Origin of the sequence: Ideonella sp. A 288, assembly GCF_002198735.1 — a bacterium.
In the GTDB taxonomy this organism is placed as follows: domain Bacteria; phylum Pseudomonadota; class Gammaproteobacteria; order Burkholderiales; family Burkholderiaceae_C; genus Pseudaquabacterium.
Genome location: NZ_MWLO01000156.1, coordinates 76,585 through 98,959, shown reverse-complemented (window position 1 = coordinate 98,959; position 22,375 = coordinate 76,585). Strand labels below are relative to the sequence as shown.

Here is a 22,375-nt window from a genome sequence, read left to right as displayed (position 1 = left end):
CGACCGCCACAGTCAGCGCCACCGTCGGCTGCCGCCTGTCGCGCCGCGCCGCACCTGCCGCACCGCACAGATTGTCGGACGGAACGAGCGGCTGCGATGAGCCCGAACCTGACCACCGGGCCCGCGACCAAGGGCATCAGGGGCGCTCACCAACGATGCGCAGCCCCCCAAAAAGCGATCAGGGCTCCGTCGCCGCCTCCGGGCCCTGCACACAGCTGAACGTGGCCACCTGCCCCGCCTCGGCGCGTGGCTGGCCGAAAGCGATCCAGCCGTGCCCCATCAGCGCCAGTTCCTCGTGGTGGACGGTCGTCTCCGGCCGGCCCTCGAAGCTCACGAAAGTGCCGTTGGAGCTGTGGTCGACCAGCACGAAGCGGTCGCGCCGACGCTCGATCATGGCGTGCGCCCGCGACACCTTGGGATGGCGGATGGTGAAGTCGGCCTCGAGGTCCCGCCCGAAGGTCACCTTGCGCCGCTGCGGGCCCATCTCGATGCTCGCGCCGTCGAGTTCCAGCACCAGTCGCGCCGGGGCGCCGGTGCTCGTCGGCGCAGCCACGATGGCGGTGCGGTCCTCGGCGGCGGCCTGCCACAGGATCTCGATCAGGGCCACCTCCTGCTCCTTGCCCTTGACCGGCACCGAGTAGAGCCTGCGCAGGCTCGGCACGATGGCCTGTGACAGGCGCTGGGCGGTGTCCTCGTCAGTGACGATCTGCCCTTTGGAGGCCAGGTCGCACAGCCGCGAGGCCAGGTTCACGGTGTCGCCGAACACGTCGTGGTCGCGTTCGACCACCGGGCCGTAGCGCAGCCCGACGCGCACGCTCAGGCGCACGCCCGCCGCGGGGCCGAGCCTTTCCACCCGCAGTTGCATCTCGCAGGCCGCGGCGGCCGCGGCATCGGCGCTGGGGAACACCGCCATCACCGCGTCGCCGATCGTCTTCACGACGCGGCCGTGCAGCTCGGCGGTGCAGTCGGACATCGCCGACAGGCAGCTCTCGACGAGCATGAAGGCGCGCTCGTCGCCGAGCAGTTCGTACAGGGCGGTGCTGCCGGCCACATCCGCGAACAAGACTGCGCATTCCATCGAAGGCCCCTGGGTCTGCCGGCATTGTCCGGCCATGCGCGCGGCGGGCCTTGACCTGCGTCGAGCCCTGCGGGGCCACGCGCGCGGCGGTGTCCGGCCCGCCGGCCGGTGCCTCGGTGGCGACGGCTTGACGATCGCCCTTGCGGGACCCACCGCAGCGTGCCAGATTCCGGCCACGATGTTCGAATCCGCAGACCTTCCGCACCGCGTCGCCAAGGCCGCCTACCGACGCGAGGAAGCGTCGCTGCGGGCCAGCCTGCTCGACGCGCAGTACGACCTCTTCGTCGATGGCCGCTTTCCGGTGCTGATCCTCATCGCCGGGGTCGAGGGCGCCGGCAAGGGCGAGACCGTCAACCTGCTCAACGAGTGGATGGACCCGCGCCACATCCGCACGACCGCCTTCGGCGCGCCGTCGGACGAGGAGATCGAGCGACCGGCGCTCTGGCGCTTCTGGCGCGCCTTGCCGCCCAAGGGCCGGATCGGCATCTTCTTCGGCGCCTGGCACACCCAGCCGATCGTCCAGCGGGTGATGGGCCAGATCGACGACGGGGCGTTCGCACGCTCGATCGGCGAGATCCAGCGCCTCGAACGCATGCTGTGCGACGAGGGCGTGCTGCTGCTGAAGTACTGGTTCCACCTGTCCAAGGCGCAGCAGCGCAAGCGCCTCGAGGCGCTGGAGAAGGACCCGGCCACGCGCTGGCGGGTGACCGACATCGACTGGGCGTACTTCAAGCGCTACGACCGCTTCGTCGAGGTCTGCGACCCGTTCCTGCGCCAGACTTCGACCGCCGACGCGCCCTGGATCGTCGTGCCCGGCGCCGACCCGCAGCACCGGGCGTTGACGGTCGGCCGCCACCTGCTGGCCGCGATGCGCGAGCGGCTCGACCACAAGGCCGCAAAGGCCGCAGCCGTGAAGGCGCCCCCGCTGCCGGCGCCGGGCGACGGCGTCAACATGCTGAGCGCGCTCGAGCTCGACCAGCCGATGTCGCGGGCCGCCTACCAGCGGTCGCTGGAGAAATGGCAGGGCCGGCTCAACCTGGCCGCACGCGACCCGCGCTTCAAGTCGCTGTCGGTGGTCGCGGTGTTCGAAGGCAACGACGGCGCCGGCAAGGGCGGCGCGATCCGGCGCGTCACCGGGGCGCTGGACGCGCGCAGCTACGACAGCATCCCGGTGGCCGCCCCCACCGAGGAGGAGCGTGCCCAGCCCTACCTGTGGCGCTTCTGGCGCCAGTTGCCGCGGCGCGGCCGGTTCGCCTTCTTCGACCGGTCGTGGTACGGCCGCGTGCTGGTCGAGCGCATCGAGGGCTTCTGCACCGAGGCCGACTGGATGCGCGCCTACGGCGAGATCAACGACTTCGAGATCGCGCTCGTGCGCCACCGCGTGGTGCTGGTCAAGTTCTGGCTGGCGATCTCGAAGGACGAGCAGTTCCGCCGCTTCAAGCAGCGCGAGAAGGTGGCCTTCAAGCGCTTCAAGATCACCGACCAGGACTGGCGCAACCGCGAGCGCTGGGACGACTACACCACCGCGGTGTGCCAGATGGTGGACCGCACCTCGACCGCGACGACGCCCTGGACGCTGGTCGAGGCCAACGACAAGTACCACGCCCGCATCAAGGTGCTGAAGACGCTGTGCGAGGCGGTCGAGCAGGCTCTGGAGGACGTGCACCCGAAGCGCGGCCGGAAGAAGGGCAAGCGGGACTAGGGCCCAGCGCCAGACTCCGGCGACCGGGCCGATGCGCCTTGGCAATGCGCCCCCGGGCGGTCCAGAATCGCCCATCGACGTGTCGACCGGGGGCCCCATGAAGCGCAGCACTGGCAGTGGCGACAGCCCCGTCTCCGGCGGCACGCGCGCCGCGCGGCGCCCCGATGCCGCGGCGGCGCCCTACACGCTCTATGGCAGCCGGGGCTCGGGCTCGGCGGCGGTGGAGATGGCGCTCGAGCGCGCTGGCCTGACCTATCGCGTGGTGAGAGCGTCCACCTGGGAGGCCGATTCGGCGCGCGACGAGCTGGCGGCGGTGAACCCACTGGGCCAGATCCCCACGCTGCGCGGCCCCGACGGCAGCGTGATGACCGAAAGCGCTGCGATCCTGATCCACCTGGGCCTGAGCTTTCCTGAATCGAGGCTGCTGCCCGCCGACCCGTCGCAGCGGGCGCAGGTGCTGCGCGGCCTGGTGTTCATCGCCGCCAATGCCTACCCGGCGGTCGGCATCTCCGACTACCCCGAGCGCTGGACCCTGGCCACCGACGCGGCCGCGCACGAGGCGGTGCGCGGGGGCGCCCGGCGCCAGTTGCACCGCCACTGGGAGATCTTTGCCGACAGCTTCGCGGCGCGGCCCTACCTGGGCGGCCGCACGCCCGGTGCGCTGGACTTCCTGGCGGTGGTGGTGTCGAAGTGGTCGGGCGCGAGGGCGCACCTGCGCCGGGCCCGGCCCGGCTTCACCGAGACGCTCGCCCGCATCGAGCGCCACGCTGCCGTGGCGCCGGTGGTGGCGCGCCACTGGCCGCCGACGGCCTGACGGCGCGCGCTGCCCTTCGACCGACCCGCACACGACACCATGGCCACGCTGCAGGTCCTCGGCAAGCCCTCGTCGATCAACGTGCGCAAGGTGCTGTGGACCTGCGACGAGATCGGCCTGGCGCCGCAGGTGACGCCCTGGGGCTCGGGCGATCTCGACACCCGGGCGCCGGAATTCCTGGCGCTGAACCCCAACGGCCTGGTGCCGGTGCTGGTCGACGGCGACCGGGTGCTGTGGGAATCGAACACCATCTGCCGCTACCTGGCTGCGCAGCACGGGCGCACCGACCTGCTGCCGGCCGCGGCCGGCGAGCGCGCCGCGGTGGAACAGTGGATGGACTGGCAGGCCACCGAGCTCAACACCGCCTGGCGGCCGGCCTTCATGGCGCGGGTGCGGCAGGCGCCCGGCATCGACGCGGCCGCGGTGGACGCCAGCGTGCAGCGCTGGAACGCGCTGATGCAGCTGCTCGACCGCCGGCTGGCCGCCACCGGCGCCTTCGCGGCCGGGCCCCGGTTCACGCTGGCCGACGTGGTGCTGGGACTGTCGACGCAGCGCTGGCGCATGACGCCGATGGCCCGGCCCGAACTGCCGGCACTGGACGCGTACTTCGCGCGCCTGTGCGAACGCCCGGCCTTCCTGCGCCATGGCCACAATGGCCTGCCCTGAGGCCCTGCACCGGTGAGGAGACGCCCCGTGACCGAGACCACCGACCGCCCCGGCGGCGCCGACACCTTCGACGGCGGCTGCACCTGCCGCGCCGTGCGCTTTCGCCTGGTCAGCGCGCCGATGTTCGTGCATTGCTGCCATTGCCGCTGGTGCCAGCGCGAGACCGGCGCCTCGTTCGCGCTGAACGCGATGATCGAGGCCGACCGGGTGCTGCTGCTGCAGGGGGAGACCGAGGCAGTGCACACGCCCTCGGCCAGCGGCAAGGGCCAACGCATCGTGCGCTGCGTGCGCTGTCGCATCGCGCTGTGGAGCCACTACGCCGGCGCCGGCACGCGCGTGAGCTTCGTGCGCGTCGGCACGCTGGACGAGCCCGACCGGCTGCCGCCGGACATCCACATCTTCACGGCGTCGAAGCAGCCCTGGGTGCTGCTGCCGCCGGAGACACCGGCCGTGCCGGAGTACTACGACCGCGACGCCCACTGGCCGGCCGACAGCCTGCGCCGGCGCGAAGCGCTGCTGGCGGCCGCCCCCAAGGCGACCTGAGGCCGCCGCTCTCAAGCCAATGTGGCTCTGCCACTTGGCTTGACCCCCGCGGGGGGCGGGCCGGGCTCAGCCCGGCCCTGGGGGCGCTCATCAATACTTGAGCCGCGCGTAGAAGGTCTGCTGCGCCGCCTCGCGCGCCTGGCCGAGGGTGTGGATGCCCTTGTCGGCGAGCAGCGGCACCAGCTTCAGGAAGACCTCGGCGGTGACGATGGCGTCGCCCAGCGCGGTGTGGCGGCCGATCACCGTGATGCCGAAGCGCTCGGCGATGGTCTCCAACTGGTGCGATTCCTGGTGCGGGTGCACCACCGCCGACAGCAGCAGCGTGTCGAGCACCGGCTGGTCGAAGCGCAGGCCCGTGGCCTCTTCCTTGAGCTGCAGGAAGCGCATGTCGAATGCGGCGTTGTGGGCCACCAGCACGGTGTCGCTGGCGAAGGCGTGGAAGGCCGGCAGCACCTGGCCGATCGGCGGCTTGCCGGCCACCATGTCGGGCGTGATGCCGTGGATCGGGATGCCGGCGGCGGGGATGTCGCGGCAGGGGTCGACCAGCTGCTCGAAGCTCTCCTGCCGCAGCAGCTTGCCGTTGACGATGCGCGCGGCGCCGATCTGCAGGATCTCGTCGCCCGAGGACGGGTCGAGCCCGGTGGTCTCGGTGTCGAACACGGTGTAGGCCAGTTCGACCAGGCGGCGGTCGTCGAGCTCGCGCGTCTGTTCGTTGGCGCGGAACAGGTCGAAGTCGTAGTACTCGGGCCGGCTGTCGCTCTTGAGCAGCAGGGTCGAGTCGAACTGCTCCTGCGGCGTGGCCAGCGGCAGCAGGAAGCGGAAGTAGGCCTCGTGCCGCACGCGCTCGCGCTGGAACCAGAACTCGGCACCATGGCGTTCGACCACGTCGCGCACCGACAGCGGGCTGATCTCGGGGCCGACCGTCATCGGGCTCGATTCCCAGCTCATCACCGTCTCGGTGCTCATGTTGTGGCCGGTCCAGATGAGGTCGAGGTGGGCACGTTCGCCGTCGCGCCGCAGCCGCATCTGCACCATCTTGATCTCGAACTCTTCGACCAGCCGCGCCGCCAGGGAGCCCAGCGCCTGCAGCAGCGCGAAGCTGTCGACCTTGAGCCACACGGACGGGTCGACGTCGACGGCCGCGGTGCGCACGCCCAGCTGCGTCTCGATGCGGCGCAAGGCGGCCTGCACCAGGTCGGCGCCCAGCATCTCCTCGAGCGGCCAGCGCGTCTTCAGGCCCTGGCTGGTGCTGGTGGCCAGGTCCTGGATGCGGGTGGTCATGGCCCGCACCTCGTCGCGCACCACGCCCAGGAAGCGCTCGCGCATCGGCGGCTCCAGGTCGGGCAGTTCCAGCATGTCCACCGCCGCCTGCAGGTTGCCCAGCGACGAGCGGCTGCCCTCGGTCAGGCCCAGCAGCAGGCGGTCCTGCGCCGAGTCGTCCTCGAAATCGCGGGTGATGTTCTCGAGCATCAGCACGAAGCCGGAGAGACGGGCCGGCTCGTCGGTTGCCGCCGAAGGGTCGCGCACCGGCGCCATCTGCACCCGCAGCAACTGGCCGGCGCGCGACGCGGTGACGAACTGCGCCGACGGTTGCGCGGCGCCGCGCAGCAGGCGCTGCTGGATGCTCTCCAGCGCGTGGGCCACCAGCTTGCGGTCGAACACGGTGTAGACCGAGCGGCCCAGGCCGATCAGCTCGGCGCCGTCGGCCAGCGCGGGCGCGTTGGACAGCGCGCGGAACTGCACCCGCGCGCGGTTGTTGTACAGCAGGATGCGGCCGTCGAGGTTGCACACGACCACGCTCTGCGTCAGCTCGGACATCAGCGCGGCCAGGCGGCTGCGCTCCTGCTCGATGCCTCGTGCGGCCTCGCGCACCTTGGCGTCGATGTCGGCGCGGTAGCCCTCGCGCTGGCGCACCAGGTCGTTGACCACGCCCGCCAGCGCCTGCAGCCCGGCGCCGCCGGCGGGGGCCAGGGCGTGTGCGGCGGCCCCGGCAGCCACAGCCTGCGCCGCCTCGGCCATGCGCGCCGGCGCGGCCACCCACAGGCCGTAGGCGCGGCGGGCCAGTGCGCCAGCGGCGGCCGAAGCCGCCAGCCACACCAGCACCAGCAGCGCGCCGCGCGGCTCGACCATGGCGCCGAGAGCGGCGCGTTCGGGCGGCTCCAGCGTGCCGGCCAGCACGCCGCCCGCGGCCAGCAGCACCAGCCCCAGCGCCAGGCCCGGTGCCAGCGTGGCGGCGACCTCGAGCTTGTCGACCTTCATGTCGCGGCGCCCAGCAACTGGCGCACGCGCTCGGCCAGCTCCTTGGTCGAGAACGGCTTGGTCATGTAGGCGTCGGCGCCCAGCGCCAGGCCCTTGGCGGTGTCGGTCTCGCGGCCCTTGGCCGTGAGCATCAGGATCTTGGTGCCGGCGATGGCCTCATCGGCACGCACCGCCTGCAGGACCTCGAAACCGGTCTTGAACGGCATCATCACGTCGAGCAGCACCAGGTCGGGCCGGAAGTCGCGGATGGTCTCGAGCGCAGCCTGGCCGTCCCGCGCAATGCTCACCTGGTGGCCCTCGCGCTTCATCAGGAACTCGAGCGAGATGACGATGTTGGGTTCGTCGTCGGCGATCAGCACCTTGTAGGTCATGTCTTGTCTCCTGGGGTCTGTTCCGTCTTCTCTGTCTTGTCGGACGCCTGCACCGCATGCTGCCATGGCAGATCAAAACCGAAGCAGGCGCCTTGACCGGGCTCAGATTTCAGCCACATCCGGCCGCCGAAGTGCTCGACGATCTGGCGGCTGATGGGCAGGCCCAGCCCTGTGCCCTGCGGGCGGTGGTCGGCCTCGCCGCCCTGGCGGAACTTCTCGAACACCAGCTCCTGCTGCTCGGGCGGGACGCCGCGGCCGTTGTCCTGCACGGTGACGGTGGCGTGATCGGCCGTGGCCACCAGCGTCACCGCGACGCGGCCCTGCCCGGCCGGCACGAACTTGGCGGCGTTGGACAGCAGGTTGATCATCACCTGGATCAGCCGGTCGGCATCGGCCTGCAGCGGCGGCACGGCATCCGGCAGGTGCATCTCGACCGTGGCACCGCGCTCGCGGAACAGCTCGTGCGTGGTCTGCACCGCCTGCTGCACCAGCGCCTTCAGGTCGACCTCGCTGTTGCGCCATTCGGCGTGGCCCGACTCGATCTTGGCCATGTCCAGCACCTGGTTCACCAGCCGCGTCAGGCGCTCGGTCTCGCCGACCACCAGCGTGAGGAACTGCTGGCGCTGCTCGACGTCCATGTCGGGGTCGTCGACCATCAGCTCGGCCAGCGCGCGGATCGAGGTGAGCGGCGTGCGCAGCTCGTGCGTCACCGACGACATGAAGTCGTCCTTCAGCCGGTCCAGGCTCTTGAGCTGCTCGTTGGCCTCGCGCAGCTCGCCGGTGGCGCGCTCGAGCGACTGCGACTTCTCTTCCAGGGCGTGCGAATAGGCGCGCAGGCCGGCGGCCTCTCGCGAGGCTTCGTCGAGGATGCGCATCACATCGTCGAGGTCGAGCGACTCCTCCTGCACCACCGAGGCCACCATCACCCGGGCCGACGCGCTGCCGATGGCGCCGGCCAGCTGCGTCTCGACGAACTGCACCAGCCGCGCGTCGGCGACGATCGTGTCGGCACTGGCCAAGCCGATGCGGCGGGCATAGTCCTGGAACAGCCGCGCGGCGGCGTCGGCGCCCAGGAAGCGCTCGGCCAGCTGGCGCAGGTCGGCCAGCTTGGCCTGGCCGCGCCAGAACACCGGGCCATCGTGCAGCTCGCCCTCGGTGCGCTGGAACACGTCGACGAAGAGCAGCGCCTGGCTGGTCTCGCGGGCCGATGGCCGCCGCCACAGCGACACGCCCACGTACAGGCCCATGTTGACCAGCAGGCTCCAGAACAGCGAATGGGTGAGGTTGTCCATGCCGGTGAGGCCGAGCAGTTGCTCGGGCCGCAGCGCGGCGATGCCGAACGGGCCCTCGGCGACGAAGCGCGTGTCCATCCAGCCCGACTTGGCGATGGACGGCAGCATCAGCGTCCAGGCCCACAGCGCGAAGCCCGCGCCCAGGCCGGCCAGCGCACCCTGGCGCGTGCCGCCCTTCCAGTACATGCCGGCCAGCAGCGGAGGCGCGAACTGCGCCACCGCGGCGAAGCTGATCAGGCCGATGCTCACCAGCGCATAGGCTTCGCCGGCGATGTGGTAGTACAGATAACCCAGCAGCAGGATGGCCACGATCACCGCACGGCGGATGCCGAGCAGCACGCCGGTGAGGTCGCGCGCCGAGCGCAGGCCGGCGCGCAGCAGCAGCGGCATCACCAGGTCGTTGCAGACCATCGTGGACACCGCGATGGCCTCGACGATGATCATGCCGGTGGCTGCCGACAGCCCGCCGATGAAGGCCGCCAGCGCCAGCGCGCGCTCGCCCGCGGCCAGCGGCAGGGAGAGCACGAAGGTCTCGGGGTTCTCGCGGCCGATGCCGAAGTGCAGCAGGCCGCCGATGGCGATCGGCAGCACGAACAGGTTGATCGCCAGCAGGTAGGCCGGGAAGGCCCAGGTGGCGCGGCGCACGTGGCGCTCGTCGACGTTCTCGACCACCATCACCTGGAACTGCCGCGGCAGGAAGATGACGCTCAGCATGGCCAGCAGCGTCATCGCGAACCAGGGTCCGCCGGCGAAGCCGCCGGTCGAGCCGCCGCTGCCACTGCCGAGGGTGAGCAGGCGCCGCAGCTCGGGCACCGCATCGGCGCGGCCGAACAGGTCGGCCGGGCCGTCGAACAGCCCCCAGGTGACGAACACGCCCACCGCCAGGAAGGCCGCCAGCTTGACCACCGACTCGACCGCGATGGCCGCCACCATGCCCTCGTGGCGCTCGGTGGTGTCGAGGTGCCGTGTGCCGAAGGCCACGGTGAAGCCGGCCAGCGCCAGCGCGATGTACAGCGTGCTGTCGCGCCACCAGGGCAGCGGCGGCAACGCCGGCGCGCCGGGCACGGCGGTGAGCACCGCATAGCCGCTGGCGATGCCCTTGAGCTGCAGCGCCACGTAGGGCAGGATGCCCACCACCGCGATCAGCGTGACCAGCGCGGCCAGCAGCGGGCTCTTGCCGTGGCGGCTGGCAATGAAGTCGGCGATCGAGGTGATGCGCCAGCTGCGCGCGATGCGGATCATCTTGCGCAGCACCATCCAGGCCATCAGCATGGCCAGTGTCGGGCCCAGGTAGATCGGCAGGAACCACAACCCCGACGAGGCCGCGCGGCCGATGCTGCCGAAGTAGGTCCAGGCGGTGCAGTACACGCCCATCGACAGCGCATAGACCCAGGCGTTGCCGATCAGCGATCGACCCTGCAACGCGCGCCGGTCGGCCACGTGCGCCACCCAGAACAGCAGGCTCAGGTAGGCAAACGACGCGGCGATGACGAGGGGGGCGGACAGCATGGCGGTCGGGCGATGTCAGTCCGCCGCATCGTGGCGGTCGGGCGCCTCGGCCACCCAGGCCGCCACCGCGATCAGCACGCCCCAGCCGACGAACACCGCCAGTGGCATCAGGGGCAGCCCGAAAACGTGCACGTGCCGGTCCCACAGCGTGAGCAGCGGCACGTTGAGCAGCAGCCAGCCCAGCGCGAAAAGGCCGAGCAGTCGTTGCGATCGCAAGCCGTCGAACATGGAGACCTCCGGACGGGTGGGGCTACAGCGCGTCGAGCTTGAAGCGGTGCTGCAGCACGCTGCGGAATCGTCGCACGATCCCCAGCGCGTCGTGCAGCGGATCGCGCTCCAGCGTGCCCAGCTCCGACGCCCGCACCAGGTTGCCGGCCTGCTGACCGGCCTGCTTCTGGCGCAACTGGTGGGTGAGCTTCAGCGCCATCAGGTAGTGCAGCGCGTCCAGCACGTCGCGCGCCAGGTCGGCGTCGACCTGGCCCCGCTCCACCAGCGCGCGCAGCCGTGGCGCCGTGCCGTTGACGCGCAAGTGCTGCTGCAAGGCCATCGCGCGCACACCGTGCACGATGGGGAAGGTGCCCAGCTTCTTCAGGTCGATGGGCTTCTCGTCGCGCCGCGAGGTCAGGCGCTGCCACCAGCTGGGGTGGTCGTCGAACAGGTCGATCGCGCTGGCAAAGCGCGCCAGGAAGGAATCGCTGCCCACCAGGATGCGGTCGAGGTAGTCGCGCGCCTCGTCCAGCAGGCGGGCGTCGCCGGCCACGGCATGGCTGTCGATGAAGATGGCCAGGTTCATCGGGCCCTCGGGATCGTGGCCGTAGACCCAGTCACGCAAGGTGTCCTTGAAGCCGGCCAGCGGCTGGCGCCACAGCGGGTTGGTCAGCATGATCTCGCCGGGGCACGGCGGGTAGCCCAGTTCGGTCAGCGCGGCATTGAAGCGGCCGGCGATGTCCTCGAGCTCGGGGCAGTCGAAACCGTCTCGCAGCAGCAGCGCGTTGTCCTGGTCGGTCTTCAGGATCTGCTCGCTGCGGCCTTCGCTGCCCATCACGACGAGGCAGCTGTTGGCCACCAGGTCGGCCGGCGCCAGCAGCGTCCACAGGCGCGAGAACAGGCGCGCGTTGAGCTCGCCCACCAGCCGCGCGATGCGCTCGACCTTGATGCCGCCGTCGTGCAGCAGGCCCACCATCGAGTCGATGCGCTCGGCCGCGGCCTTCAGGTCGTCGATGTTGGCCGCCTCGTCGATCTGCAGCGCGACGATGTGCGAGTGGTTGGCGACGAAGCTCACCAGGTCGAGCTGGCCGAGCAAGCCGATGACCTGGTCGCCGTCGCGCACCAGCAGTCGGTGCACGCGGTGGCGCACCATCAGCCACAGCGCCTCGAACAGTTCGGCGTCGGGGTGGATGTCGACGAGGCCGAAGCGGGCCACTTCGCGCACCGCCAACTGGCCCGGCGGTTCGGGCCGCAGCAGCGCGTCGCGCAGGTCGGTGGTGGTGAAGATGCCGAGGCGGTCGCCGTCGCGCACCAGCGCGTGGGTCAGGCCCTGGGGTTGCAGCAGGCGGCACACCGACACGAGGTCGAGTGCGCCGTCGACGTAGAACGGCTTGCGGATGTAGGTGTCGCGCACGCGCGCGGTCACCAGCGACAGCCACTCGCGCTGCGTTTCCTTGGCTTGGGTGTCGGGCATGAAAGGCAGACGTCTGGAAGGAAAAAGGGGCTGCAGGCACTGGCCTGCAACCCCCGGTTCAGGTCAGCGACGGAAGGTCAGTGACCGCTGGCGCTGGAAGCACCGATGCCGGTTTCAGAACGCACCTGCTGGGCCAGGAAGCCATCCTTGTCGACCTTGGCGCGGGCGCTGCCGTCGAGCACGGAGAACAGCCAGATGCCGAGGAAGCCGATCGTCATGCTGAACAGCGCCGGCGAGGTGTACGGGAACCAGGCCGAGCCCTTCGGGTTGCCGAGCGTGGCTTCCCACACCGACGGCGACACCACGGTCAGCGCGACCGAGGAGATCAGGCCCAGGAAGCCGCCGATCACGGCGCCCTTGGTGGTGCAGCCCTTCCACAGCACGCTCATGAAGAGCACCGGGAAGTTGGCCGACGCGGCGATGGCGAAGGCCAGCGACACCATGAAGGCGATGTTCTGCTTCTCGAACGCGATGCCCAGTGCCACGGCCACGATGCCCAGGCAGATGGTCGTGATCTTGGAGACGCGCAGTTCGGACGCGCTGTCGGCCTTGCCCTTCATGATGACGGTGGCGTACAGGTCGTGCGAGACGGCCGAGGCACCCGACAGCGTGAGACCGGCCACCACCGCGAGGATGGTCGCGAAGGCCACCGCCGAGATGAAGCCCAGGAACACGTTGCCGCCGACGGCGTTGGCCAGGTGGATGGCGGCCATGTTGCCGCCGCCCAGCAGCGTGCCCTTGGCGTCGAGGAACTGCGGGTTGGTCAGCACGAAGGTGATGGCGCCGAAGCCGATGATGAAGGTCAGCAGGTAGAAGTAGCCGATCCAGCCGGTGGCCCACATCACGCTCTTGCGTGCTTCCTTGGCGGACGGCACGGTGAAGAAGCGCATCAGGATGTGGGGCAGGCCGGCGGTGCCGAACATCAGCGCCATGCCGAAGCTGATGGCGGAGATGGGGTCCTTCACGAAGTTGCCCGGGCCCATGATCGACTGTCCGATCTTGGCGGCTTCTTCAGCCGGCTTGCCACCCTTGACGGCCAGCGCGGCCTTGATCTCGACGGCCTTGGCGAACATCGCCTCGGGGCTGAAGCCGAAGTTCAGCAGCACCATGAAGGCCATGAACGACGCACCTCCCAGCAACAGGCAGGCCTTGATGATCTGCACCCAGGTGGTGGCGGTCATGCCGCCGAACAGCACGTAGACCATCATCAGCGCGCCGACGATGACCACCGCCATCCAGTACTCGAGGCCGAACAGCAGCTTGATCAGCTGGCCCGCGCCCACCATCTGGGCGATCAGGTAGAAGGCCACCACGACCAGCGTGCCCGAGGCGGCGAAGACGCGCACCGGGGTCTGCGAGAAGCGGAAGGCGGCCACGTCGGCGAAGGTGAACTTGCCCAGGTTGCGCAGGCGCTCGGCCATCAGGAAGGTGATGACGGGCCAGCCGACCAGGAAGCCGATCGAGTAGATCAGGCCATCGAAGCCCGAGGCCATCACGGCCGCGGAAATGCCCAGGAACGAGGCCGCCGACATGTAGTCGCCGGCGATCGCCAGACCGTTCTGGAAGCCGGTGATGCCGCCGCCGCCGGTGTAGAAGTCGGCCGCGCTCTTGGTCCGGGCGGCCGCCCACTTGGTGATGAACAGCGTGCCCACGACGAAGATCGCGAACATGCTGATGGCCGTCCAGTTGGTGGCCTGCTTTTGCGCCTGGCCGAGGTCGGCGCCGGCGGCATAGGCCGCGGCGGAGACGCCCAGCAGGGCGGCCAGCGCCGCGACGTTGCGCGTGATGTCGCCGATGGCGAACTTGGTGCGGATCACTTCAGCACCCCCTTCTTGATGGCCTCGACCAGGTCGTCGAACTCGCCGTTGGCGCGCTTGACGTAGATGGTCGTGATGATGATGGTGAAGACGATGACGCCGAAGCCGATGGGGATGCCCACCGTCATGACGCCGCTGCCCAGACGCTGGGACAGGAACTCCTTGTTGAAGGCCACCAGCACGATGAAGCCGTAGTACACGACCATCATCGCCAGTGTCAGCCACCAGCCGTAGCCGGTGCGCTTGGCACGCAGCTCGTGGTACTTGGGGTGGCTGGCGATTCGCCTAACCAGATCGTCTTCCATGTCATCTCCTCGAGAAAGAACGGGGGCAGCTCCGACCGGAGCCATGAAGCGCATCGTCTGCCACGGCACTGACCGTCGTCTGACACCCAGCCAACACCGCCTGACAACCACAGGGTTAACCCCAAGTCAATAGGCATTGACAAATAAATCGGTGGGTCAAATTTGCGGGTTTTCACCGTGAACCGGGGGGGCACGGTCTGTGCGGTGGCACACCGACCCGGTGCACCGGCCGGTCGTAGGCTCACGGCATGACCGCAAAGGATTCCCCGGTGCCCGCGCCGACCGACGCCTGGCCGCCCGCCCCGCACTTCCACGACGACTCGGGCGCGGTGCGCTTCTGGGTGCAGACCGTTGATGGCCGGCACGTCGGCGCCAGCGTCTCGCGGCAGACACTGCATTTCCGCTTCCGTGCCGCGATGGGCGGCGACGACGCGCTGGCCAGCTACCTGGGGCACAAGGCAGAGATCGACGCGGCCGTGCTGCGCCGGCTGGCCAACGGATCGCTCGAGCCGGTGATGCTGCGCGAGCCCGACTTGTCCGCTCCGATCAAGCGATAGCCTTCGGCGCCTCCGCGCGCCCGTCACCTCGGGGCAGAACCCGCGGCGTGGCGGGGCCAGGGCTGCCATCCACCGCCCACCCGTGATGAGCCCGGCATGGGTCGGCGCGGTGCTCCGCGCAAGCCTTGCGCCCACTCAACGCCGAACCGCGGGCCGTGTCGAGAATGGGCTCAGTGGTGGCCGATCTGCCATTGGATGTCAGGCCACCGCGTCCTGGCATCGAAAGGGGCCGTCATGAACGCGCCTGTCGCAGTTCGAATCATCGCGGCGGTGGCCTGCGCCATCGCATTGGCCGTCACCCCGCCCGTGGCGCGGGCCGGTGAAACGCAGGATCAGGCCAACGAGCCTGCCTGGACGGGCGGGGCGGTGAACGTCACGCCGGGCAACAAGGTGGGGCAGACCGTGGTGCCGAAGCTGCCGCTGCTGACCGGCGTGTCGCTGGCCCTGAAGACCGGTAACCGAGGACGCGGCGGCGACAAGCTGACCTTGTCGGTCATGACGGCCAGCGGCCAGGCACTGGCCACCGTGGGCGTGACCATCCAGGAGGGCACCGAGGACTGGGTGCGCTTCAGCATGCCGGGCGCCGGCCTGGCCGTCACGCCCCAGCAGCCCCTGACCTTGCGGCTGCAGGACACCGGCAAGAACGTCTTCTGGTGGAAGTACAAGGGCGGCAACACCTACCCCGCAGGCGGCACCACCTTCGGCGGCAAGCCGTTCTCCGACAACGACTTCCTGTTCAGGACCTACGGCACCAGCGTCGCGCCCTCGTTCACGCTGTCGGTGAGTCCCGATCCGGCCCGGCTGACGGCAGGCCAAAGCCGGGACGTCACCGTGGGCGTGGGCCGGCTCGGCGGTTTCAATGGATCGGTCAGCGTGACCTTTTTCGGCCTGCCCCAGGGAGTCACCAGCAGCAAGGTGCCGCTGGTGATCGGCGGCGCGAGCGGCACCACCACATTGAAGGCCGCCACCACGGCAACCGTCGGCCGCGCCACCGTCGATGCCAGGGGCACGTCCGGCGCTCTGGGTGCCCACAAGAACTTCACCTTCGAGGTCGCGGCCGCGCCGCCGACCTGCCGCTCGGGCCAGACGGCCTGCGGCAACCGATGCGTCGACACCCAGACCGACAACGCCCACTGCGGCAGTTGCGGCCACGCCTGCAGTGCCGGGGCGCAGTGCTCGGCCGGCGCCTGCGCCACACCCGCGGCAAAGTGCGGAACACAGACCTGCGCCGCCAGCCAGTGGTGCTGCCAGAAGGCCTGCCGGAACTCGGTGGACGGCGGCAGTTGCCCGTATCAGGGCAGCTCTGCCGAGTACTACTGCCCGAAGGGCACGCACGCCTGCTACGACAACCCTGCCAAGCCCTCGACCCCCTCGATGAACTGCTGCTGCTCCGACACGTCGGGGGCATTGGGGCAATGCCCGGGCCCCGGCCGCTGAGGGCGAGGCCCCACCCGAGGGCCACCCGGCCGAGGTTCAACGCCCGGCGTGCATCCGCAGCAGCCGGGCCGATTCCTCGTCGCGCGCGTCGTCGATCTCGCGCAGCACGCCGGCCAGGTCGACCGACGCGGTCGAGCGCTCGAAGCGGCCGGTGAGCACCGCGTCGGGCCGCAGAAGCCCGCGCTCGTAGAGGTTCCAGATCTCGGGGCCGAAGGCGGTGGGCAGCAGTTCGGGCGCGAAGCGGCCGAAGAAGTCGCGCAGGTTCACCACGTCGCGCAGCAGCATGCGGCTGGCGTGCAGGTTGCCCGCGGCGTCCACGGCCTGCGGCAGGTCGATGATCACCGGCCCGTCCTCGGCCAGCAGGATGTTGAACTCCGACAGGTCGCCGTGCACGATGCCGGCGCCCAGCATGCGCACCACCTCGGCCACCAGCGTGGCGTGGTGGCGGCGCGCCTCGTCGGGCGTGAACAGCACGTCGTTCAGCCGCGGCGCGGCGTCGCCGTGCGCATCGGTGACCAGTTCCATCAGCAGCACGCCGTCGTGGAAGTTGATGGGGTGCGGCACGCGCACGCCGGCCGCGGCCAGGCGGTACAGCGCGTCGACCTCGGCGCTCTGCCAGGCCGCCTCGCGCGATTCGCGGCCGAAGCGCGTGCCCTTGGCCATGGCGCGGGCCTGGCGCGTGTTGCGCACCTTGCGGTTCTCGGTGTAGTCCACCGCCTGTCGGAAGCTGCGCTGGGTGGCGTCCTTGTAGACCTTGGCGCACAGCGTCTCGCCGCCGCGGCGCACCACGTAGACGGTGGCTTCCTTGCCGCTCATGAGCTGGCGCACGACCTCGTCGATGAGGCCCTCGTCGATCAGCGACCGCAGGCGCTCGGGAGGTTTCATGGGCCCGATTGTGGGCCCCGAGCGCGTCGCGCGTCGGTGCGGTGCACCGACGACGTTGCCAGCGGCCACACGGACCCCAGCAGGCGCGGCGCATCGGCCAGCACCGCGGGCCCGAAGGCCCGCAGGTCGGGCCGCGGCCAGCAGTCGAGGATCCACTCCACCGTGTTGAGCCAGCGGGCGGCGGTGAGGGCCTGCACCTGGCGCTCGGCGCCGGGCCACAGCGCGCGCCGTTCGGCATACCCTTCGAACAACGCGTCTCGCCAGGCCGGCCAGTGCGGGCGGTGGTCGGCAAAGCCCTGCAGCGGGTGCTGCAGGTACTGCAGCGTCGACGCCAGATCCAGCGCCCGCCAGCCGATGCCGCAGTCGCTGAAGTCGATGGCGCCGGCCACGGCCGCGTCGCCACGGCCGGCGAACAGCAGGTTCCACAGGTGCATGTCGCCGTGCACCAGGCCCCAGCTGGCGGCCGTGCGCTCCCAGCCGGCCATCTCGTCGATCAGCGACCGCGCGGTGGCCGAGGCCACGGCCTGCGCCCGGCGCGTCCACAGGCCCGCGGGCGGCCGCCGGTCGGCCGACCAGTCGTCGAGCCTCGGGCCGTCGGCCGCGCGCTCGGTGCGCACGCCGCCGGCGGCGGCCAGGCGGTCGGCGGCGTCGTGCAAGCCGGCGATCAACCGGCCCACCAGGCGCAGGTGGCGGGGCCGCAGCGCGCGGTCGAGCAGGCGCCCGGCCACCCAGCCCAGCAGCACCGAGCTGCGGCCATCGGGCAGCGTGTGGCGGCGCTGGCCGTCGCGGTCGGCCAGCGGCCGCGGCACGCGCAGGCCGTCGTCGGCCAGCATCGCGAGCCAGGCCAGTTCGGTGTCGATGCCGGCGAGGTCGGTCTTGCTCAGCGGGTAGATGCGCAGCGACACGACGGACCCGCGCGTCGGCGCGATGCGCACGATGGTGCAGTCGAGCGTGGCCACCACGCGCCAGCGCGCAGCGCGCAGGCCGTGGCGGGCCAGCAGCGCGTGCAGCGCGGCGTCGTCGAGGCCCCGCACCGTGGCGCGGCTCACGCCCAAAGCACCTCGTGGCGCAGCGTCAGCGGATCGAGCCGCAGGTCGATGGCCGCCGCCAGCGCGGCGCGCGCGTCCGCCGGTGCGCCCTGCAGCGTCACCTGCAGCACCTGGCCGTGCGCCGGGTGCGGCAGCACCTGCACCGCCAGCAAGGCGCCCTGCAGCGGCAGGTCGGCCAGCAGCGCCTCGGTGGCGCGGCGCATCGCGTCCACGCGCAGCGCCGGCTTGAAGATCTTGCCCACCGCCGTCTGCGGCATCGGGTCGACCGCGTGAATGGCCACCGGCACCGCGGCACGCTCCGGCGTGCGCTCGCGCAGGAAGCCGGTCAGCGCGGCGGCGTCCACCGTGTGCCCCGGCCGCGGCTGCACATAGGCCACTGGCAGTTCACCGGCATAGCCGTCGGGCTGGCCCACCACCGCCGCCAGGGCCACCGACGGGTGCTGGTACAGCAGTTCCTCGATCGGCTGCGGGTCGATGTTGTGGCCGCCGCGGATGATCACGTCCTTGGCCCGGCCGGTGATCCACAGCTGCCCGTCGGCATCGAGCCGGCCCAGGTCGCCCGAGTTCACCCAGCCGGGCTCGACGAAGGCCTGGCGGTTGTGCGATTCGCTGAGGTAGCCCGAGAACACGCCCGGCCCGGCCATCGCGACGACGCCGATCTCGCCCGGCGCGCAGTCGCCCACGAAGCGGCCGTCGGCGTCGAGCCGCACGACGCGCACGCGGGAATGCGGCAGCGGCCGGCCCACCGAGCCGGCGTGGCGCGGCAGGTCGGGGTAGCCCATGCAGTGCACGCTGGCGGTCTCGGTCATGCCGTAGACCTCGAGCACCGGCAGGCCCATGGCCTCGTAGCCGCTTGTCACCGCCACCGGGATGGCCGCGCCGCCGCCCGACGCACGCCGCAGGCTCGACACGTCGGCGCCGTCGCGCGGCACCTGCAGCGCCGCGGCCAGCACCGTGGGCACCGCGCCGAACACCGCCGGCCGGTAACGTTGCACCAGGCGCCACACGTTTCGCACCGCGCGCGGGTCGCGCCAGCCCGCGGCCGTCAGCACCACCAGCGAGCCGCCGTTGGCCAGCGCCGACAGGCCCTGCGTGAGCGAGCCGCCGACGTGGAACAGCGGCAGCCCGAACAGCAGCGCCCGGCCCGGCTCGGCAATGCCCATCAGGCGCAGCGCCCAGGCCTGGTACACCTGGTTGGCATGGGTGTGGCGCACCAGCTTGGGCGTGCCGGTGGTGCCACCGGTGTGAAAGTAACCCGCAATGTCCTCGGCCGAGATGGACCGGCCGCTGACCAGCCGGTCGGCCGGCTGGGCGTCAAGCAACGCGTCGAGATCGGCCGCGCCGGGCTCGGCACCACCCACCACCAGCACGGCCTGCAGCGACGGCAGTTGCGCGCGGATCGAGGCCACCTTGGCCCACAGCTCGGCATCCACCGACGGCCCCACGGTGACCAGCACCCGCGTGCCCGCCGCGCGCAGGATCTCGGCCAGCTGCGCCGCCGACAGCAGCGGGTTCACCGGGTTGGCGATGCCCGCGGCCTGCGCGCCGTACAGCGCGACGAAGGCCTGCGGCAGCAGCGGCAGCAGGAAGCTCACCACCTGGCCCGGCCCCACGCCCAGCGCATGGAAGGCATTGGCCGCCTGCGTGACCCGCGCGAAGAACTGCGCGTGGCTCAGCGTGGTCGGCACCTCGTCGGGATCGGCCGCGCGCAGGAACTGGATCGCCGGCGCCTGCGGGTCGATGGCGGCGCCCAGCCGCAGCGCCTCGTAGGTGCTGGCCGCCGCCACCCGCTCGGGCCACGGCGCCTGGCGCTCGAAGGCGGCGATGTCGGCGGGTGTGGCGAACACCGGCGGCTGAGTGCCGATCAGGCGGTCCAGCACGTGCGTGGTGGCGGGGGCCGACATGGCAATCTCCGGGGCGGGTGGACGATCGGATGGGGCGGCGCCGCAGGGCTCGCCCCGAGGCTGGCGCATTCTGGGGGCGAGCCCGAATCGCGCGCCATCCGCACCAGCCCCATGGCTGCGGATGCGCCTCGGCGCACGGCCGGGTCGAGCCCGCCCTGATGCGCTGCGCCGAAGTCCCCCTGGCCACGGGGCCTCGACCTCCGACCGGGCGGGCGGGAGCCCTGATAACCTCGGCCAACCGACCCGGACCGACCCTTCCCACGATGCCGAGCCTTCCGATCGTCCGCCCGTCCCCTGGCCTGCTGCGGCGCCGCACCGCGCTGCTGCAGGCCGCCGCGGTGCTGGCGCCCTGGCCGGCCGCCGCCCAGGCCCCCGCCGGCAGCCCCACGCTGCGGCTGATCGTCCCCTTCACCCCCGGCACCGGCATCGACCTGATCGCGCGCCAGGTGGGCCCGCGGCTGGCCGAGCGGCTGGGCCGGCCGGTGGTGGTGGACAACCGGCCCGGCGCGTCGGGCAACCTGGGCACCGAGGCCGTGGTGCGCGCGCCGGCCGACGGCCACACCCTGCTCGTCACCGTCAACACGCTGGTGATGGCGCCGGCGCTTTACGCCAAACTGGGCTTCGACCCGGTGAAGGACCTCGACCCCGTCTCGCTCACCAGCTGGGGCCAGCTGCTGCTGGTGGCCAGCCGGACCTCGGGCATCCAGAGCGCGGCCGACTTCGTCGCACGGGCCCGGGCCCGGCCGGGGCACCTGAACTACGCCTCGCCCGGCAACGGCACGCCGCACCACCTGGCGATGGAACTGGTGAAGCACCACGCACGCATCTTCGTCACGCACATCCCCTACCGCGGCACCGCGCCGGCCGTCACCGACCTGCTGGGCGGCCAGGTCGAGGCCATGTTCCTGCCCATCCACGTGGCGCTGCAGCACGTGAAGGCCGGCAGCCTGCGCGCGCTGGCCATCAGCAGCGACAAGCCGCACCCGCTGCTGCCCGAGGTGCCGCCGCTGCGCTCGCTGGGCCTGGGCGAGCTGGACGTGGAGATGTGGTACGGCGTGCTGGCGCCGAAGGGCACGCCCCGGCCGCTGATCGAGCGGCTGAACACCGAGCTGCGGGCCATCCTGGCGCTGCCCGAGGTGAAGGCCGCGTTCGAAACGCAGGGCATGGCGCCGGCGCACGGCCCGGCCGACGAGTTCCGCGCGCTGATCGAGCGCGACGCGGCGCGCTGGGCGCAGGTGATCCGCGCCCAGGGCATCCGGGCCGACTGACGACGAGGGAGGACGCGGCACATGGGCATGGACATCGTCATCGTTGGCGCCGGACTGGGCGGCCTCACCGTGGCCGCCGCGCTGCTGCACAGCGGCCACCGGGTGCGGGTGTTCGAGCAGTCGCGGCGCCTGGGCGAGGTGGGCGCGGGCATCCAGATGAGCGCCAACGCGATGAAGGTGCTCGACAGCCTGGGCCTGCGGCCGGCGCTCGAGCCGCTGTCGGTGCGGCCCAAGGCCTTCGAGTTCCGCCGCTACGACACCGGCGAGATGCTGCACCGCCTGCCGCTGGGCGACCTGCACGAGCAACGCCACGGCGCGCCCTACCTGCAGATGCACCGGGCCGACCTGCACGACGCGCTGCAGCGCCTGGTGCGTGCGCTCGACCCCAGGGCCATCACGCTGGGCGCGCGCGCCACCGCCATCGACGAAGGCGTCGACGACGTCACCGTGCACTTCGACGGACTGCCCTCGGTGCACGCGTCGCTGGTGGTGGGCGCCGACGGCATCAAGTCGGTGGTGCGACGGCACATCCTGGGCGACGACCTGCCGGTGTTCACCGGCCAGGTGGCCTGGCGCTGCACCGTGCCCACCGCGCGCATCCCGCATGCGCTGCGCACCGACCTGGTCTCCACCATCTGGTGCGGTCCGCACAACCACGCCGTCACCTACTACCTGCGCGGCGGCGAGCTGCTGAACTTCGTCGGCTGCGTTGAACGGCCCTGGGAAGAAGAGTCGTGGGCCGCCCGGCGCCCGTGGTCGGAGCTGGACACCGACTACCGAGGCTGGCACCCGATGGTGCGCGCGGTGATCGAGCACGCCGACAGCGACCAGTGCTACCGCTGGGCGCTGAACAACCGGGCCCCCAGCATGCGCTGGAGCAGCAGCCGCGTCACCCTGCTGGGCGACGCGGTGCACGCCACCCTGCCCTACATGGCCCAGGGCGCGGCCATGGCCATCGAGGACGCCGCGGTGCTGGCCCGCGCGCTGGCCCTGCCCGGCCCGCTGGACGCTCGCCTGGCGCGCTATGAAATCCACCGGGCCCCGCGCACCGCGCGCGTCGTGCGCGAATCCACCGAGATGGGCGAGCTGTACCACATCGGCGATGCGCAGACCATGCGGCAGGCCTTCGTCGACCGCGACATCGCCCGCTCGCGCAACGAGTGGCTGTACCCCTACGACCCGCTGCGGGTCGAGATCGGCTGACCGCTGCGGCCGCCCCGCCGCGGCCCACCTCGCGC

General features: G+C 71.4%; 19 protein-coding genes. 8 read left to right on the top strand and 11 right to left on the bottom strand.

Going from position 1 to position 22,375, the window contains the following annotated elements; all coding sequences use genetic code 11:
* Positions 1–178 precede the first annotated feature (178 nt).
* Complete coding sequence (locus tag EOINJALH_RS28555) at positions 179–1,078, bottom strand: adenylate/guanylate cyclase domain-containing protein (protein ID WP_158219934.1); 900 nt, start codon at positions 1,076–1,078, stop codon at positions 179–181.
* Between the two features lie 178 nt (positions 1,079–1,256).
* Here EOINJALH_RS28555 and pap point away from each other — a divergent pair, with 178 nt between their 5' ends.
* From pap to EOINJALH_RS28535, 4 genes are all read left to right on the top strand, one after another.
* Positions 1,257–2,780, top strand: coding sequence for a polyphosphate:AMP phosphotransferase (pap, locus tag EOINJALH_RS28550; RefSeq protein WP_088286634.1), 1,524 nt, complete (start codon positions 1,257–1,259; stop codon positions 2,778–2,780).
* Between the two features lie 97 nt (positions 2,781–2,877).
* Positions 2,878–3,594, top strand: a complete 717-nt coding sequence (locus tag EOINJALH_RS28545) for a glutathione S-transferase family protein (protein WP_088286632.1) — start codon at positions 2,878–2,880, stop codon at positions 3,592–3,594.
* 39 nt (positions 3,595–3,633) lie between these two features.
* A complete protein-coding gene (locus EOINJALH_RS28540; protein WP_088286630.1) occupies positions 3,634–4,260 on the top strand; it encodes a glutathione S-transferase family protein in 627 nt (208 codons plus the stop codon).
* 27 nt (positions 4,261–4,287) lie between these two features.
* Entirely contained in the window at positions 4,288–4,803 is a 516-nt protein-coding gene (locus EOINJALH_RS28535) for a GFA family protein (RefSeq protein WP_234414087.1), read from the top strand.
* A 90-nt stretch (positions 4,804–4,893) separates the two neighbouring features.
* Here EOINJALH_RS28535 and EOINJALH_RS28530 read toward each other — a convergent pair whose 3' ends face one another.
* The 7 genes from EOINJALH_RS28530 to EOINJALH_RS28500 form a co-directional block, all read right to left on the bottom strand.
* Positions 4,894–7,062 carry an exonuclease domain-containing protein gene (locus tag EOINJALH_RS28530; protein ID WP_088286628.1) on the bottom strand — a complete coding sequence of 723 codons (2,169 nt, stop codon included), beginning with the start codon at positions 7,060–7,062 and terminating at the stop codon, positions 4,894–4,896.
* Positions 7,059–7,433, bottom strand: coding sequence for a response regulator transcription factor (locus EOINJALH_RS28525; protein WP_088286626.1), 375 nt, complete (start codon positions 7,431–7,433; stop codon positions 7,059–7,061). Before EOINJALH_RS28525 ends, EOINJALH_RS28530 begins: the two co-directional genes overlap by 4 nt.
* Positions 7,430–10,234, bottom strand: a complete 2,805-nt coding sequence (locus tag EOINJALH_RS28520; RefSeq protein ID WP_088286624.1) for a sensor histidine kinase — start codon at positions 10,232–10,234, stop codon at positions 7,430–7,432. The genes EOINJALH_RS28525 and EOINJALH_RS28520 overlap by 4 nt, the downstream gene beginning before the upstream one ends.
* Positions 10,235–10,249: 15 nt before the next feature.
* Positions 10,250–10,462 carry a hypothetical protein gene (locus EOINJALH_RS28515; RefSeq protein ID WP_088286622.1) on the bottom strand — a complete coding sequence of 71 codons (213 nt, stop codon included), beginning with the start codon at positions 10,460–10,462 and terminating at the stop codon, positions 10,250–10,252.
* 22 nt (positions 10,463–10,484) lie between these two features.
* Complete coding sequence (locus tag EOINJALH_RS28510) at positions 10,485–11,915, bottom strand: putative nucleotidyltransferase substrate binding domain-containing protein (RefSeq protein ID WP_088286620.1); 1,431 nt, start codon at positions 11,913–11,915, stop codon at positions 10,485–10,487.
* 77 nt (positions 11,916–11,992) lie between these two features.
* Entirely contained in the window at positions 11,993–13,711 is a 1,719-nt protein-coding gene (locus EOINJALH_RS28505) for a cation acetate symporter (protein WP_088286654.1), read from the bottom strand.
* A 17-nt stretch (positions 13,712–13,728) separates the two neighbouring features.
* Positions 13,729–14,037: a DUF485 domain-containing protein gene (locus EOINJALH_RS28500; RefSeq protein WP_088286618.1), complete on the bottom strand. Its 309-nt coding sequence runs from the start codon at positions 14,035–14,037 to the stop codon at positions 13,729–13,731.
* 269 nt (positions 14,038–14,306) lie between these two features.
* On the opposite strand from EOINJALH_RS28500, the gene EOINJALH_RS28495 reads away from it, so the two are divergent.
* Positions 14,307–14,594, top strand: a complete 288-nt coding sequence (locus tag EOINJALH_RS28495) for a DUF1488 family protein (protein WP_234414086.1) — start codon at positions 14,307–14,309, stop codon at positions 14,592–14,594.
* 234 nt (positions 14,595–14,828) lie between these two features.
* Positions 14,829–16,031: a hypothetical protein gene (locus EOINJALH_RS28490; RefSeq protein WP_199873496.1), complete on the top strand. Its 1,203-nt coding sequence runs from the start codon at positions 14,829–14,831 to the stop codon at positions 16,029–16,031.
* Positions 16,032–16,067: 36 nt separating this feature from the next.
* Here EOINJALH_RS28490 and EOINJALH_RS28485 read toward each other — a convergent pair whose 3' ends face one another.
* From EOINJALH_RS28485 to EOINJALH_RS28475, 3 genes are read right to left on the bottom strand one after another with little or no spacing between them, the layout of a single operon-like run.
* The gene (locus EOINJALH_RS28485; RefSeq protein WP_088286614.1) at positions 16,068–16,916 is read right to left on the bottom strand and encodes a PA4780 family RIO1-like protein kinase; all 849 of its coding nucleotides are present in this window, start codon (positions 16,914–16,916) and stop codon (positions 16,068–16,070) included.
* A complete protein-coding gene (locus EOINJALH_RS28480; protein WP_158219933.1) occupies positions 16,913–17,965 on the bottom strand; it encodes a phosphotransferase enzyme family protein in 1,053 nt (350 codons plus the stop codon). Before EOINJALH_RS28480 ends, EOINJALH_RS28485 begins: the two co-directional genes overlap by 4 nt.
* Entirely contained in the window at positions 17,962–19,869 is a 1,908-nt protein-coding gene (locus tag EOINJALH_RS28475; protein WP_088286610.1) for an acyl-CoA synthetase, read from the bottom strand. The genes EOINJALH_RS28480 and EOINJALH_RS28475 overlap by 4 nt, the downstream gene beginning before the upstream one ends.
* A 263-nt stretch (positions 19,870–20,132) precedes the next feature.
* Here EOINJALH_RS28475 and EOINJALH_RS28470 point away from each other — a divergent pair, with 263 nt between their 5' ends.
* The gene (locus tag EOINJALH_RS28470) at positions 20,133–21,137 is read left to right on the top strand and encodes a tripartite tricarboxylate transporter substrate binding protein (protein WP_088286608.1); all 1,005 of its coding nucleotides are present in this window, start codon (positions 20,133–20,135) and stop codon (positions 21,135–21,137) included.
* A gap of 21 nt (positions 21,138–21,158) precedes the next feature.
* Positions 21,159–22,340, top strand: coding sequence for an FAD-dependent monooxygenase (locus EOINJALH_RS28465; RefSeq protein WP_088286606.1), 1,182 nt, complete (start codon positions 21,159–21,161; stop codon positions 22,338–22,340).
* The last annotated feature ends 35 nt before the right edge of the window (positions 22,341–22,375 follow it).

Bases quoted from the DNA above. Each gene is read 5' to 3' on its own strand.
- EOINJALH_RS28555 (WP_158219934.1), bottom strand. From the start codon at position 1,078: ATGGAATGCGCAGTCTTGTTCGCGGATGTGGCCGGCAGCACCGCCCTG.
- pap (WP_088286634.1), top strand. From the start codon at position 1,257: ATGTTCGAATCCGCAGACCTTCCGCACCGCGTCGCCAAGGCCGCCTAC.
- EOINJALH_RS28545 (WP_088286632.1), top strand. From the start codon at position 2,878: ATGAAGCGCAGCACTGGCAGTGGCGACAGCCCCGTCTCCGGCGGCACG.
- EOINJALH_RS28540 (WP_088286630.1), top strand. From the start codon at position 3,634: ATGGCCACGCTGCAGGTCCTCGGCAAGCCCTCGTCGATCAACGTGCGC.
- EOINJALH_RS28530 (WP_088286628.1), bottom strand. From the start codon at position 7,062: ATGAAGGTCGACAAGCTCGAGGTCGCCGCCACGCTGGCACCGGGCCTG.
- EOINJALH_RS28525 (WP_088286626.1), bottom strand. From the start codon at position 7,433: ATGACCTACAAGGTGCTGATCGCCGACGACGAACCCAACATCGTCATC.
- EOINJALH_RS28520 (WP_088286624.1), bottom strand. From the start codon at position 10,234: ATGCTGTCCGCCCCCCTCGTCATCGCCGCGTCGTTTGCCTACCTGAGC.
- EOINJALH_RS28515 (WP_088286622.1), bottom strand. From the start codon at position 10,462: ATGTTCGACGGCTTGCGATCGCAACGACTGCTCGGCCTTTTCGCGCTG.
- EOINJALH_RS28510 (WP_088286620.1), bottom strand. From the start codon at position 11,915: ATGCCCGACACCCAAGCCAAGGAAACGCAGCGCGAGTGGCTGTCGCTG.
- EOINJALH_RS28500 (WP_088286618.1), bottom strand. From the start codon at position 14,037: ATGGAAGACGATCTGGTTAGGCGAATCGCCAGCCACCCCAAGTACCAC.
- EOINJALH_RS28490 (WP_199873496.1), top strand. From the start codon at position 14,829: ATGAACGCGCCTGTCGCAGTTCGAATCATCGCGGCGGTGGCCTGCGCC.
- EOINJALH_RS28485 (WP_088286614.1), bottom strand. From the start codon at position 16,916: ATGAAACCTCCCGAGCGCCTGCGGTCGCTGATCGACGAGGGCCTCATC.
- EOINJALH_RS28475 (WP_088286610.1), bottom strand. From the start codon at position 19,869: ATGTCGGCCCCCGCCACCACGCACGTGCTGGACCGCCTGATCGGCACT.
- EOINJALH_RS28470 (WP_088286608.1), top strand. From the start codon at position 20,133: ATGCCGAGCCTTCCGATCGTCCGCCCGTCCCCTGGCCTGCTGCGGCGC.
- EOINJALH_RS28465 (WP_088286606.1), top strand. From the start codon at position 21,159: ATGGGCATGGACATCGTCATCGTTGGCGCCGGACTGGGCGGCCTCACC.